Origin of the sequence: Ensifer adhaerens, from assembly GCF_028993555.1 — a bacterium.
GTDB lineage: Bacteria > Pseudomonadota > Alphaproteobacteria > Rhizobiales > Rhizobiaceae > Ensifer > Ensifer adhaerens_I.
Genome location: NZ_CP118610.1, coordinates 542,322 through 555,066, shown reverse-complemented (window position 1 = coordinate 555,066; position 12,745 = coordinate 542,322). Strand labels below are relative to the sequence as shown.

The 12,745-nt window shown below is 61.9% G+C and carries 10 protein-coding genes, 1 pseudogene and 1 riboswitch; of the genes and pseudogenes, 6 read left to right on the top strand and 5 right to left on the bottom strand.

Going from position 1 to position 12,745, the window contains the following annotated elements; translation table 11 throughout:
• Positions 1-12 precede the first annotated feature (12 nt).
• Positions 13-1,002, top strand: coding sequence for a transporter (locus PWG15_RS02565; protein ID WP_275022939.1), 990 nt, complete (start codon positions 13-15; stop codon positions 1,000-1,002).
• A gap of 47 nt (positions 1,003-1,049) precedes the next feature.
• Here PWG15_RS02565 and PWG15_RS02560 read toward each other — a convergent pair whose 3' ends face one another.
• Together PWG15_RS02560 and PWG15_RS02555 are read right to left on the bottom strand one after the other, a co-directional pair.
• Positions 1,050-1,502, bottom strand: coding sequence for a BA14K family protein (locus PWG15_RS02560; RefSeq protein WP_275022938.1), 453 nt, complete (start codon positions 1,500-1,502; stop codon positions 1,050-1,052).
• 179 nt (positions 1,503-1,681) lie between these two features.
• Entirely contained in the window at positions 1,682-1,840 is a 159-nt protein-coding gene (locus PWG15_RS02555; RefSeq protein ID WP_275022937.1) for a hypothetical protein, read from the bottom strand.
• Positions 1,841-1,919: 79 nt separating this feature from the next.
• Here PWG15_RS02555 and PWG15_RS02550 point away from each other — a divergent pair.
• A pseudogene (locus PWG15_RS02550) lies at positions 1,920-2,930 on the top strand (glycoside hydrolase family 25 protein); the annotation flags it as partial.
• A gap of 146 nt (positions 2,931-3,076) precedes the next feature.
• Here PWG15_RS02550 and PWG15_RS02545 read toward each other — a convergent pair.
• Together PWG15_RS02545 and PWG15_RS02540 are read right to left on the bottom strand one after the other, a co-directional pair.
• Positions 3,077-4,171 carry an FAD-binding oxidoreductase gene (locus PWG15_RS02545; protein ID WP_275022935.1) on the bottom strand — a complete coding sequence of 365 codons (1,095 nt, stop codon included), beginning with the start codon at positions 4,169-4,171 and terminating at the stop codon, positions 3,077-3,079.
• Between the two features lies 1 nt (position 4,172).
• A complete protein-coding gene (locus PWG15_RS02540) occupies positions 4,173-5,417 on the bottom strand; it encodes an aromatic ring-hydroxylating oxygenase subunit alpha (protein WP_275022934.1) in 1,245 nt (414 codons plus the stop codon).
• A gap of 104 nt (positions 5,418-5,521) precedes the next feature.
• Positions 5,522-5,727: riboswitch (cobalamin riboswitch) on the bottom strand.
• A gap of 313 nt (positions 5,728-6,040) precedes the next feature.
• Between PWG15_RS02540 and PWG15_RS02535 the strand changes: the two genes are divergently transcribed.
• The 3 genes from PWG15_RS02535 (at position 6,041) to PWG15_RS02525 (ending at position 9,273) form a co-directional block, all read left to right on the top strand.
• On the top strand, positions 6,041-6,640 hold the full coding sequence (locus PWG15_RS02535; RefSeq protein WP_275022933.1) for a DUF6656 family protein: 600 nt from the start codon (positions 6,041-6,043) through the stop codon (positions 6,638-6,640).
• Positions 6,641-6,720: 80 nt separating this feature from the next.
• Positions 6,721-7,695, top strand: coding sequence for an L-threonylcarbamoyladenylate synthase (locus PWG15_RS02530; RefSeq protein ID WP_275022932.1), 975 nt, complete (start codon positions 6,721-6,723; stop codon positions 7,693-7,695).
• Between the two features lie 144 nt (positions 7,696-7,839).
• Positions 7,840-9,273 carry an FAD-binding oxidoreductase gene (locus PWG15_RS02525; RefSeq protein ID WP_275022931.1) on the top strand — a complete coding sequence of 478 codons (1,434 nt, stop codon included), beginning with the start codon at positions 7,840-7,842 and terminating at the stop codon, positions 9,271-9,273.
• A 70-nt stretch (positions 9,274-9,343) separates the two neighbouring features.
• Here the strand turns inward: PWG15_RS02525 and PWG15_RS02520 are convergent, their stop codons facing one another.
• The gene (locus tag PWG15_RS02520; RefSeq protein ID WP_275022930.1) at positions 9,344-11,818 is read right to left on the bottom strand and encodes a DUF1217 domain-containing protein; all 2,475 of its coding nucleotides are present in this window, start codon (positions 11,816-11,818) and stop codon (positions 9,344-9,346) included.
• 336 nt (positions 11,819-12,154) lie between these two features.
• On the opposite strand from PWG15_RS02520, the gene PWG15_RS02515 reads away from it, so the two are divergent.
• The gene (locus tag PWG15_RS02515) at positions 12,155-12,721 is read left to right on the top strand and encodes a DUF6101 family protein (protein ID WP_275022929.1); all 567 of its coding nucleotides are present in this window, start codon (positions 12,155-12,157) and stop codon (positions 12,719-12,721) included.
• Positions 12,722-12,745: the final 24 nt, after the last annotated feature.

Sequence of the window (12,745 nt, the reverse complement as noted above, 5' to 3'; positions counted from 1 at the left end):
CAAGGCGTTCAGATGAACCTGATTTCCCCCGAAATACCCGGCATCGTCTGGGCCTATCGTTTCCTGCCGGGCGAAAGCCGCTGCCAGCGCATCGCCACCGACGCGTCGATCGACAGCCTGCTGACAGGCGAGGGTTGGGTCTGGGTTCATCTGGCGCTCTCGGATGCACGCACGCCTGCCTTGATCGAGCGGATCGGCAATCTTCCGCCACTCGCGGTCACCGCACTGACCAGCCACGACACGCAGGCCGCGATTACGGTTTCGGATGATATCGTACACGGCACGCTCGTCGACTTCGAGCGCACCTTCGATGCCGTGACCAAGACGATCGGCTGGCTGCATTTCGCCGTCAGCGAAAGGATCATCATCACCACGCGTCTGCATCCGCTGCGCAGCATCGACCGCGTCAAGGCAGCCGTGGAAAAGAGCACGAAATGTGCCCGCCCGATCGACCTCTTCGAGATGATCGTCATCGAGTTCCAGCGCACATTGATCTCGCTGGTTCTGGAATTGACCGAGGAACTGAACGTCATCGAAGATCATGTCTATGGCGCGACCGGACATCGCCAGCAGCCGGGACTTGCGCCGCTCCGCCGCACGGTGGTGCGGCTTCATCGGCATCTGCGCACGATCCTGGCGCTGCTGAGACGGGCGGCCGCTTCGGACGAGGACGAGGTGCCACCCGGTTTCATCGATGCCGCCGAGCGGCTGTCGGACCGGCTGGAAGCGGTCGACCGCGACGTCTTTGCGCTGCAGGAACGGGCACGACTGCTGCACGAAGAAATCGACAGCAAGATCTCGTCTGAGACCAACCGCCACCTCTACATCCTGTCGCTGATGACCGCCTTCCTGCTGCCGCCGACACTCGTTACCGGTTTCTTCGGCATGAACACGGGGGCCCTGCCCTTCGCCGACGGCGGCGGCACGCTCTATGCGGCGCTGTTCATCGCACTTTCGATGGGCTTTGCCTGGTGGATCCTCAGGCGGATCGGAATTCTGTAGGCTTACAGGCGAGGGCCGGAAGCGGGAGCCCCGGCCCTGCTCAACCCTTAGCTATAGGGCGAATAGCACTGCTGGCGCGGGCCGCCGTAGGGCTGATAGGTATTGTCATAGGCCCGGTAGGAACGATACCGGTTCGCGCACCATTGCACATGGCGACTGCCGTAAACGGGAGCCGGGCGCTCGTAGCGCGGCGGTTGAGCGATTGCCCCGCCGACGATCACTCCGGCGCCGAAGGCGGCCATCGGGTACCACCAGCCGTTATAATATCGGTATCCCGGACGTCGGTAGTTATAACCGCGGTAGCCGTTGTAGTAGTAATAGTTGCCGCGGCGCTCGTAACCCGGCCGGCGATACTGAACGTTCGTCGCGTCGTTCTGCCGCTCGACGCGCGGCGGCGTCGGCACAAACGCCTGCGACGGGGCCGCGGACGTCATCAGAACTGCCGCGGCAACAATCGCAGAAAACCACCGGCTCTTCCCGGTCTCCAGCAAAGTCTTCATCAAAACCTCCGTAACCAAATCCACGCTCCGCACGGTGCCGAAAAGAGGGCAACCATGGAAACTTCAGCCTCTGCATGATTTCACCCGGATCGCTGCAGAACCGGGGATGACCCTCAGCCGGGAAATCCGAAACCAACCAGCAACGCATAAGCCACCGGTTTTGTTCCATCTTCAGGCATTTAGCCGTTGTGTTCGCGTGGCGAAACCGGGTGCGGCAGATCGGCGACGGCGAATGCTTGGGTGCATTCGATCATCCGCCTTGCGGTATCGAAGGCACCGAACGACACATCATTTTTACGCAAGGCATTGCTCATATACAGCCAGAGGTCGGTATACATTCACGCGCCGGTCCAGCACAGTCCCGCTCGGGGGCTGGGATTTACGATGCATTAACGATACTGTCGGCAATCTCAGAGAATGGCAAAGCGGTATATCTCCACGACAGGGATGATTCTGCGCCTCGCGACCCTTCTGGGTCTGGTTTTCGCGGCGGCGATCGCACGCGCCGGTGAACTTGAGCCCTGGAAAACCAAGTCCAACGCCATCATCGTCGATGCCTACGAGATGAACAGCATTGACTGGGAAACGATGCTTGCGGACAAGCGCATCTCAGGCTTCATCGCCAAGGCCTCCGACGGCCTGCCCGAAAGCTTCTCCTGCACCGGCGACCACAACGGCGACACGTTCAACCACTGCAAGACCATGTGGCGCAAATACGCCGTCAGCCGCGAGCTCTACCAGACCCGGCGCATGATCGCCCGTACGCATGGGCTGCTGTGGGGCGCCTACCATCTCGCGCGTCCCGGCAACCCCGTCGACCAGGCGAACCATTTCCTCGACTACGCCGAGCCACGCGACGACGAGCTGATGGTTCTCGATCTCGAAGGCATCGATCCGGAAAAATACATGTCGCTCGAAGATGCCGCCATCTTCGCCGGCCATATCAAGACCCGGACGGGGCGCTACCCGATCCTCTATACCAATCACATCACCGCCAAATACATCGCCACCCACCGCGCCAAGCATCGGCTGCTTTCGCGTCTGCCGCTCTGGTATGCGCGCTACAAGCCGGATATCCGCCAGGTCTTCCCCATGGGCAATTGGGAAAGCTATGCGCTGTGGCAGTTTTCCTCCGGCATCAACTGCGGCAAGCGGCGCTGTCCCTACCGCGTGCCCGGGACACTCGACGACATCGACGTGAATGTCGCCGCGATGTCGCCACCGGCGCTGAAAGCGATCTGGGCGCAAGGCGCGTTGCTGCCCGAAAAGCCATTGCCGCTCACCCTGGTCGCGGAAGCCGAGCGGGGAACAGGCGCGCAAGTCGCAGCACGGGCAACCGCGACGTTTGACGAGCCGCTGCTTATCAGCCGTGCCGGTGCCACGAGCGGCGCCGGCAGCGGCGTCGACATGCTGGTGACGGGCTCGATCGACTTCGCCCGCCACGAGCGCGCCCTGCAGGTGGCGGTCGCCGCCGATGATGCCGCACAGGGCGATTGTATCAGCGCAGCCGCCTATGCCGACAATCTACGGCGCGTTGCAGTCAAGCTCGCGCCCTGCAACACGCCCTAGATTCCTCAGGCTTCGATCTGGACATCTCCGAGTGGCCGCGAGCAGCAGGCGAGGATGTAGCCCTCGTCGATCTCGTCGTCGAGAATGCCGCCGTTGTGGCTCATCTCGACCTCGCCGGCGACCTTCATCACCCGGCAGGTGCCGCAAATGCCGCCCTCGCAGGCAGCGCCGATCCTCACACCATTGGCGCGCGCGGTCTGCAGGATCGTCTGGCCGGGTTTTGCTTCGACTTCCTTGCCGCTCATGGTGAAAGCAACCTTGGCGGCGGCGACTTCGCTGTCGCCCGCCACGCCTGCGCGGACGGCGATCTCTTCGGCAGCAGGTGCTGCCGCCGGCTGGAAGCTCTCCTCGTGATAGCGGCCCATGTCGAAGCCAGCCGCCTTCAGCATCTCGCGCACACCGCGCATGAACGGTTCCGGACCGCAGCAGAACACCGTTCGTTCCAGGAAGTCGGGAGCGAGCAATGGCAGCTTGGCACCGTCGATGCGGCCGCGCAGGCCGTGCCAGCCGTGACGGGCTTCATGCCCCTCGACAATAAAGCCGAGGTTCAGCCCGGACATCTGCGTTGCCAGGACCTCGAGTTCCGAGCGAAACAGAAGATCGTCCGGCCGACGCGCGCAGGAGATGAAGGTGACATCGGTTTCCGGCACGCAGTCCGCCATCCAGCGCGTCATCGACATCATCGGCGTGACGCCGGATCCCGCTGAGATGAACAGGTACTTGTCACCCGGATGGCGAACGAAGCTGAAATCGCCGAGCGGCCCGAAAGCCCGGAGCTTCATGCCGGGCTTCAGATGATCGAACATCCAGCGGGTGCCAATGCTGTCGGCTTGGGCCTTCACCGTGACCGCGATCGACAGCGGCCGCGAAGGTGTCGACGACAGCGTGTAGGTGCGCATGACCGGCTCGTCGGCGACCGGCAGTTCGAGGGTGACGAACTGGCCGGGCAGGTAGCGGAACCAGGCGGGCTTCTCCGCCCGGAAGGTGAAGGTCATCACATCGGCGGTTTCGACAACTGCCGATGTGCATTCGAGCATCTGCTGCCGGTCGATCCAGACATGCAGCTCATCGAAATGATGGAAGGAGGATGCCATCTGCATGTCAGGCGACCCTTGAAAGCGGAGCCGCATCGCCCTGCAGGCGTTGCTCCATGAACTTGCAGTACCACTCGACAAACTGCATCACGCCGCCTTCATGATCCGGCGAATAGGGGCCGGGCTCATAGGCAGGCGAGCGAATGCCGAAGGCGTTTTCCTCGACGATCTGGCGATCCTGGTCGTTTGTCTCGGTCCAGACATGCGTCAGGTCCTCAAGCGTGTAGTCGACACCCTCTACCGCATCCTTGTTGACCAGCCACTTGGTCGTCACCTGCGTGAGCTCGGGACCGAGCGGCAGAACACGGAAGGTGATGGCGTGGTCGGCCAGCACATGGTTCCAGGTGGTCGGGTAATGGAACATCAGGAGCGTGCCGATCTGCTTCTGCAGGACGTCGGCCGACAGCGCCCGCTTCACGGCACGCGCACCCGACATGGTGTAGCTTTCGGCATTGTCGACCAGCGGCATGCGCGCGGCGCGGAACTGGCCGGTCGGCGACATCCGGAACTCGCTCGGCAGGCCCTCGGCCTCACACTTCGCCCAGTGGGCGGCGATCACCGGATCGTCCTTGGCGCCCTGCACCCCGGTTGCGGTGGGTGCTTCCGGATAGGTGCGGCAGAGTTCCGGGTGATTGGCGGCGCAGTGGTAGCATTCGCGGTTGTTTTCCCAGACGAGCTTCCAATTGCCCTTTTCGATAATCGTGCTTTCGAAGGCGACCTTGGTTTCTCCGAGGCGATGTGGGGCGAGGTAGGGGAATGCCATCTCGCGGAAAGCCGTGAAATCCGCCGGCGTTTCCGACAGGTTGATGAAGATGTAGCCGCCGACCGTTTCGCAATGGATCGGCTTCAGGCTGTGGGCCGCCTTGTCGAAGTCCTCGCCCATCTGGCGTGCGAAGAGCAGCGAGCCGTCAAGTTCGTAGGTCCACTGGTGATAGGGACAGACAAGCTTGGCAGACGACCCCTTTGCTTGTGTGCAGACGCGCGACCCGCGGTGCCGGCAGGAGTTGTGCAGCGCCCGGATCGTGCCCTGGCGATCGCGGGTGATGACAACCGGATAGTCGCCGACCTGGACGGTGAAGTAATTGCCGGCGCGCGGGATTTCGCAATCGTGGCCGATGAACAGCCAGTCCCGATACCAGATGTTTTCCAGATCCTGCCGGTAGTAGTCGGGGTCGATGTAGAAGGCCCGATCAAGGCTGTAGCCGTCACGCCGGCCCTTCAGCTTGCGAAACATATCGGTCTTGGTATCCATGTCCTGTCCTCATGCGCCATGTTTCGGAGAGGCAGGACAGGAACCCGCACGGGCGCACGCCCATGCGTTTTAGGCTCCGATCCGGCTGCCCGCCGCAACCCGTTACGGTTATGTCCGTCAAGGCTGGTTTCCGGGCTCAGGAGCCGTCCTTGCAAGGACCAGCCCGGCACCTTCCCGGACGGAACCGCCCAGTGGCCTTTGCCGAGGCTTTCGCTCCACCACCGTTGCGGGGGCAGCGCCGGGATTTGACCGGCTTCCCAATTCTCCGCCTTCACCTTTGGAAGACGACACCTTGAGTAAGGATATGTAAGCGCGGAAGGCACCTCGGCAGGCGCCGGATAGCGACATCCAATTCCAGAATGACGACACGATCGAAACCGACTTCTGGAGACGAGTTCGAGAGTTTTTCACTTTATAAACATATGGATAGATCAAAAATTGGGCATATGCCGCCTTTTGCGGCCGATACGGCGCAGACGCGGGAAAGCTTCGCCCGTTTGCGACATTCCGGCGAATGGGCAAAGGCATATTGCGCTAACGAAAGGAAATCCTTCATTAACCATAAGCCATTAGGTTTGACGGCGGACGAAGATGTCCGGCAGGCAGATGGCGCGCTGACGATCATGGCAAAGTTCAGATATTACGACGCAGCGGCCGAAAAGCCGCCGGCGATCATGCCGAAGACGGCAGTTCACACCGAGTTTCTGCGCACCGGCAGGATCAACCGCCGGCAGTGGTTGCCGAACGAACGACGGTACCTCAGCTACGAGGAAGTCGCCGACAGGACTGGCAAGAAGCTCACGACCGCCGGCGATACCACGCACAAGCGGATCAACGGCTTCCATGCCTCGATCCAGTTTCCCAAGCTGATTTTTCACCGCACGCTCGTCGGCAAGCCGCATCTTGGCTATTGCCACGTGACGGCGGCGAGGACGGCGGTCACGCCTTCCAAAGATATCACCTGGTCGTTCTACTTCGCCAATTTCTTCAGCGACCTTGGTGACGAGACGCATTTCTTCGACCGCATCCAGAGCGGCTACTCCCGCATGTATTTCGCGGTCGCGATCGAGCCGAACTCCGAAGACGGACAAATGATCATCAACCGCAACGTCCGCGACAACGGGCTCCTTTTCCGCACGGACGACCCCAAGATCGCCCTCAAGAACGTGCTGATGCTCGGTGCCCGGAACGATTCGCTGCGCCGCATCATCCGCAGCCTCTGAGGCAGCAACCGAAGTCCCGCAAAGAAAATCGTTCTGTTTTCCCGGCGCGTCCGATATGGAAGCGTCGGAAAGGAAACGGCATGGCAGAAATCATCGACACAGGCAGGGAACCGGACCGCGCGATCGAACGCGCCTGCGCCGTTCTTGCCCAAGGCGAGCCGGTCGCCATCCCGACCGAAACCGTCTATGGCCTTGCCGCCGACGCGACCAATCCCGAGGCGATCAGTCGCATCTACGAGATGAAGGGACGGCCGCGCTTCAATCCGCTGATCTCGCATGTTTCCGACATGGCCATGGCCGAGGCTCACGTGCGTTTCGATCCGATTTCGCGGCGCCTGGCAGAAACGTTCTGGCCAGGACCGCTGACGCTGATCCTGCCGCAGCGGCCCGATAGCGCCGTGCATGCCCTCGCCTCGGCCGGCCTCGACACGCTCGGCATCCGTATGCCCGACGGCTTCTCGCGCCGAGTGATCGCCCGCTTCGGGCGCCCGCTCGCAGCGCCCAGCGCCAACACCTCAGGCAAGATCAGCCCGACCAGCGCGGCCCACGTCGATGCCGATCTCGGCGACAAGCTGAAACTGATCCTCGATGCCGGTCCGGCCGAAATCGGCCTGGAATCCACGATCATAAAGGTCGACGGTGGCGAGATCCGGCTGCTCCGACCGGGTGGCCTCGATGCCGCCGAGATCGAGCGCCTGCTCGACCGTCCGGTGATCCGGCCAGAGACCGCGGGGGCGACGATCGAGGCTCCGGGCATGCTGGCCTCGCACTATGCGCCGGGCGCTGCCGTCAGGCTCGATGCTGCCAATGTGCGCGCGGGCGAGGCCTTGATCCGTTTCGGCGGAGGCAAGATCGCCGGCGAGGAGCAGGCGGCGATCGTGCTTGACCTCAGCCCGACGGGAAACCTGCGCGAAGCGGCAGCCAATCTCTTCGACTATATGAAGCGAGCCGATGCCAGCGGGGCCGCAACGATCGCCTTCGGCCCGATACCAGCTGACGGATTGGGGGAAGCGATCATCGACCGGCTGCAGCGGGCAGCAGCACCACGAGGGTGAGTTCGCGTGCGGCGCCTCCCCCGCACCCCGACCTCACCGAACGGTTGCGATTGCGGTTATGATCGCAATCGATACGAACCGAGGATCGCGACTTTAGATCAACGGATCCGATAGCGCGCTCAAGCGCAACGCGAAGGCAGACCCATGACGACCCTTCCCTCTCCCGAACTCATCGCCTCCTTCGTCGAGATCGTCGGCAGCGCCAATGCGCTCACCGCAGAAGCGGACAAGGCGCGCTATCTCGTCGAGTCCCGCGGGCTTTATCGCGGCACGACGCCAATGGTGCTTCGTCCCGGCTCGGTCGACGAGGTGTCGCACATCCTGAAACTCGCCAGCGCGACCCGCACTGCGATTGTGCCGCAGGGCGGCAACACCGGCCACGTCGCCGGACAGATCCCGCGGGAAGGCAAGGCGGACATCGTGCTTTCGCTCGAAAGGCTGAACCGGATCCGCGACATTGATCCGGTCGGCAACGTGATCGTCGCGGACGCCGGCTGCATTCTCGCCGACATCCAGAAGGCCGCGGACGACCATAATCGCCTGTTCCCGCTGTCGCTCGGCTCGGAAGGCTCAGCCCGGATCGGCGGCAATCTCTCCACCAATGCTGGCGGCACGGCGGTGCTAGCCTATGGTAACATGCGCCAGCTCTGCCTCGGCCTCGAGGTGGTATTGCCGACCGGCGAGATCTGGGACGGACTGCGCCGGCTGAAGAAGGACAATACCGGTTACGACCTGCGCGACCTCTTCATCGGCGCCGAGGGTACGCTCGGCGTCATCACTGGCGCGGTGCTCAAGCTGTTCCCGAAACCGCTCGGTCACCAGGTGGCTTTTGCCGGCGTCGGCAGCGTCGAGCAGGCGCTCGCCCTCTTCGAAAAGGCCTCCAGCCTTTGCGGGCCGGCGCTGACCGGTTTCGAGCTGATGCCGCGCCTCGGCGTCGAGTTTACGACCAGGCATATTCCTGGCGTTCGCGATCCGATGGAGACGGTCCATCCCTGGTACGCGCTAATCGACATCTCCACCTCGGATTCGGCCGAAAGCGCCGAACGCATGGTCAACGACCTCCTGGAACAGGGATTTGCAGCCGGCCTTGTCGAAAATGCGGTGATCGCCGCCAATGAGATGCAGGCCAAGGCGCTGTGGCATATGCGCGAAAGCATGTCGCCGGCGCAGAAGCCCGAGGGCGGCTCGATCAAACACGATGTTTCGGTGCCCGTTTCCAGCATTCCCGCCTTCATGAAGGAGGCGGATGCCGCGGTCACGAAGGCGATCCCGGGCGCCCGCATCTGCTCCTTCGGCCACATGGGCGACGGCAACATCCACTACAACATCTCGCAGCCGGTCGGCGCCGACAAGCAGGCCTTCCTCGACCGCTGGCGCGAGATCAACGTGATCGTGCACGGTATCGTCCTCAGTTATAACGGCTCGATCTCGGCCGAGCACGGCATAGGCCAGTTGAAGCGCGACGAGCTCGCAGAAATCCGCACGCCGATCGAGATCGAGCTGATGCAACGGATCAAGCACGCCTTCGATCCGGCCGGCATCATGAACCCTGACAAGGTGCTGCGCGCCGACCGCTGAAGCGGACGGTCTTATGCGGCAGGCTTGGGCACCTGCCGCAACGGGCTCGCTGCACTTGACGCAATCCGCGTCAGCGACCGCCTGCCCGTAGCTGCGAGAGAGACAGGAGCGTCTCGGCGCTGACGCCGCCTCCCCCGCTACCGCTGAGGATGGCCAGGCCCGGCGAGACGTCCGTGTTGTTTTCGACGTCATAGAGCGCGGTGAACCGCTGCAAAAGCTTCTCGAGCTTTGCGGGATCCTGCAGATCCTTGATGTCGATGACGCGCTCGAGATAGGCGGCCTGCGCCTCGATCTTGGCGTTCTGCAACCCCTCCGGCATGCTGTAGGCCGTCTTGACGACCTGGAACAGGGCGGTTTCGGCCAGGATGTCGTAAGCGGTGTTGATCTCCGGGGCCTTGCGCTTGAAATAGAGCGCCAGGCGAACGCCGCCGTTGTCGGCGCCTTCGGATTCCTCGAGCGACTGATTGAGATAGAGGTCGACCGTGGTGATCAACCCGCGCCGGGTCTGGATCTGGCCGGCCTCACCCCGAACGATCTTGCCGTCTGTGTCGAAGTTGAAGGAGGCGACGATCCCGCGATACTTCAATCCGTTCGGATCGGTATTGATGAAGCTCTTTGGATCGTCCAGGTTGGACGTGAACATGTCCTTGAGATATTCGGTCTTGACCGTTTCCGGGTCGATGCCGGATCCGACGAGCACGAAATCGACCAGACGCCGGTTCGCGAGGAAGGCGTCGAGCGTCTCGACCTTCTCGATCTCGGCCGCGTAGTACTTGGCTTCCTCCTGCGCCTTGTCCTTGGCGACCTTCTTCTCTTCATCCGTGCCGAACCGGGACTTGGCGATCACATAGGCCTTGGCCGTATTCATGATGTCGGCCTCGCTCTGCGCGAGCTTTGGTGCGCCGAGCGTGCCGTCCGGATTGAAGTTGAATGCCTTTACCAGCTTGACGTATCGATCATCGCGCAGCGTGTTGGCGTAGCTTTTGGGATCGTTGAGGTCGCTGGTCAGAATCCGCTTCAACGTTCGCGTGCTCAGATCTTCATTCTCAAGACCGAAAGCACGCAGCATGAACTTCTTCATGTCGTTGTTGGCGAGCAGTTCATCGACCGATTTCATCGTGCCGATCACGAGTTTGAAGCGTTTGACCAGAGCTTCGTCCTCGGCATCACTCTTGTCGTTGTAGCGCACCATGTAGCCGTCGGACGTCGTCTTCATCTGGTCCGCATCCTGCGCGGTCTTGCCGGCTGGCAGCGTACCGTCAGTCTGGAAGTTGAAGGCGGCGAGCATCTTCTTGTAGGCGGCGTTGTATTCGCCACCATACTTGTTGACGTAGCTCTCCGGGTCGTTGATGTCGCTGGTGAGGATGTTTTCGACCGTGGAGGGCATCGTTGTCGCGGACGGCAGGCCGAAGGCGGTGATGACGTAGTTGAGCAGGCGGTTGTCGGCGAGCAGGTCAGAGACCTTGGTAATGCTGCCGATCTTCTGCTCGTAGTATTCCTTGTTGAGCAGCGCGCCAGCGCCGGTCAGCCGTGCGCCACCCGACGGTGTGACGCCTGGCCGCTGGAAGACATAGGCCTCGTTGAGCAGCTTTTTCTTTTCGTCGCTGATCGCCTTCTCACCGGAAGGCACGCTGCCGTCAGCATTGAAATTGAATGTCGAGGCGAGCTGGATATAGATATCGAGACCGCTGATCTGCCTGGCAAGCGTGTTCACCTCCAGGGAGAGTTGCGCCTTTAGCGCCGGCGCCTGGTCGCGCGGGGGCAGCCGTCCATCGAGGTCGGTGACGATTGCGTTCTGCTCATCGATCTTCGTCTGGATGGCAGGCTTGTCGGCATCGGGCGCTGCGGCCAGTTGGGCCGTCAGGCTGACGATCTGGGCGAGAGCCGTGTCGCGTGCGCCGAGATCCGTCAGTTGCTTGCTCGCTTCGGTCAGCCGCGTCTTGGCTGCCGTCTGATTAGCGGTCAAGGTCGCGGGATCGCTCGTCAACGCATTGCGAACTTCCGTGTACGAAAAGGTCTTCGCATCCAGTCCGAACACGGTGAAGGCAAAGGAGCGCAGCCTTTCATTGCCCAGAAACTGGTCGACATCGGTGACCAGATCCATCGCCGCGCCAAAATAGGCCATCTCTTGCCGCATGACTGTATCGAGATTGTTGATGCGGTCATTATAGAGGCCGATCAGCGCATCCTGCTGTGCGTTGGTTTGGGCCACTGCGGTTGCCGAACTGAAGTTGAAGGCCTGCGCGAAATTGCGGTAGCGTTCATCCGTGAGACGGTTGGCAAAACTGTTGTCGTCCTTGAGGTCGCTTTCCAGAACCTTGCGCATGAAGGCCTTGGCATAGGTCATGTCCTCCAGGCCATGTGCCTTCATCGCGTAGGAGTAGAGCCGGTAATCGTCGAGGAACGCGTCGACGGTCTTCACCTTGTCGATGTTCTCCCGGTAATATTCAGCTTCGCGCGCGATCTGCGGCTGCTGGGCAACACGATTGAGGCTGCTGCGCAAATCACGCGTGATGCGACTGTAGTCGAGATAGGTCGATACCATGCCTGGCCCCGTCGGTTACCCATGGAGCGGCCGAACCACCCCCGAAACAGAATTCTGACGCGTCATGATTGCAGCACTGGCTTGTGTGTGGCTTTTCGCCGGCGGCCAACGTGCCACTGGTTGCCTCCGATCGGAACAAGACCGCCGGAGCCGTTGACGAAACGGAAACCCTGAGCGGTCGGCTTTTGCTAACCATCGAAAAACGCAAAGTTTTCTTAACCGCGATTCTTAAGCCGTTCGGAAAGGGGGGCGCCTATTCTTCAGCCCATAGAGGACGAAAAAGTCCCGACGAGAAGACCGGAAACCGGCTCTCAAGGAAAAACAAGGGCGATTGAAATGCGCAACACACTCTCTCAACCCGCATGGGTCGAAAACACGCTCCGTCTTGATCCGAAGCGCTTTCCACAGCAAGCAAGCTACGCTTTGCACGGTCACACGGGTAATGTCACGATCAGCCTGGACGAGCGTGGCGCAGTTCTGCGCAAGGTGCTACCATCGAGCGGCCTGCCGCTTTCGATCGCATTGCCGGCGCGGGCATTCAAAGGGGTCGCGGCTCGCGCGATCGATCACGGCGACGGAGACGTTACAGTGACGCTGGAACTTCATCACGACGACCCGGACCTCTGCGTTCCGCTGCTCGTCGCACACGACCTGTCCGACATTGCCGCCGACTGGCGCGCCTGGGCGGAGGCCTATCGCATTCCGATGCTGATGGTCGAAGCGGATGGCGTCGCAAGACCGCTTGAAGAGCACCTGGGCGACGTGCGCACCGCACCGGTCAAGCCGCGCCGCCGCCACTCCTTCTTCGCAGAGCGCCGGCCGCGCTTCCTCGTGCGCCGCTCCACCGGCACGCTCGGCGTTCACATGAAAATCGACGGGCGCGAGATCATCGCCCGCAGCTAATCCGCAGCAGTACCTCCAGCGCAA

Bases quoted from the DNA above. Each gene is read 5' to 3' on its own strand.
- PWG15_RS02565 (WP_275022939.1), top strand. From the start codon at position 13: ATGAACCTGATTTCCCCCGAAATACCCGGCATCGTCTGGGCCTATCGT.
- PWG15_RS02560 (WP_275022938.1), bottom strand. From the start codon at position 1,502: ATGAAGACTTTGCTGGAGACCGGGAAGAGCCGGTGGTTTTCTGCGATT.
- PWG15_RS02555 (WP_275022937.1), bottom strand. From the start codon at position 1,840: ATGTATACCGACCTCTGGCTGTATATGAGCAATGCCTTGCGTAAAAAT.
- PWG15_RS02545 (WP_275022935.1), bottom strand. From the start codon at position 4,171: ATGCAGATGGCATCCTCCTTCCATCATTTCGATGAGCTGCATGTCTGG.
- PWG15_RS02540 (WP_275022934.1), bottom strand. From the start codon at position 5,417: ATGGATACCAAGACCGATATGTTTCGCAAGCTGAAGGGCCGGCGTGAC.
- PWG15_RS02535 (WP_275022933.1), top strand. From the start codon at position 6,041: ATGGCAAAGTTCAGATATTACGACGCAGCGGCCGAAAAGCCGCCGGCG.
- PWG15_RS02530 (WP_275022932.1), top strand. From the start codon at position 6,721: ATGGCAGAAATCATCGACACAGGCAGGGAACCGGACCGCGCGATCGAA.
- PWG15_RS02525 (WP_275022931.1), top strand. From the start codon at position 7,840: ATGACGACCCTTCCCTCTCCCGAACTCATCGCCTCCTTCGTCGAGATC.
- PWG15_RS02520 (WP_275022930.1), bottom strand. From the start codon at position 11,818: ATGGTATCGACCTATCTCGACTACAGTCGCATCACGCGTGATTTGCGC.
- PWG15_RS02515 (WP_275022929.1), top strand. From the start codon at position 12,155: ATGCGCAACACACTCTCTCAACCCGCATGGGTCGAAAACACGCTCCGT.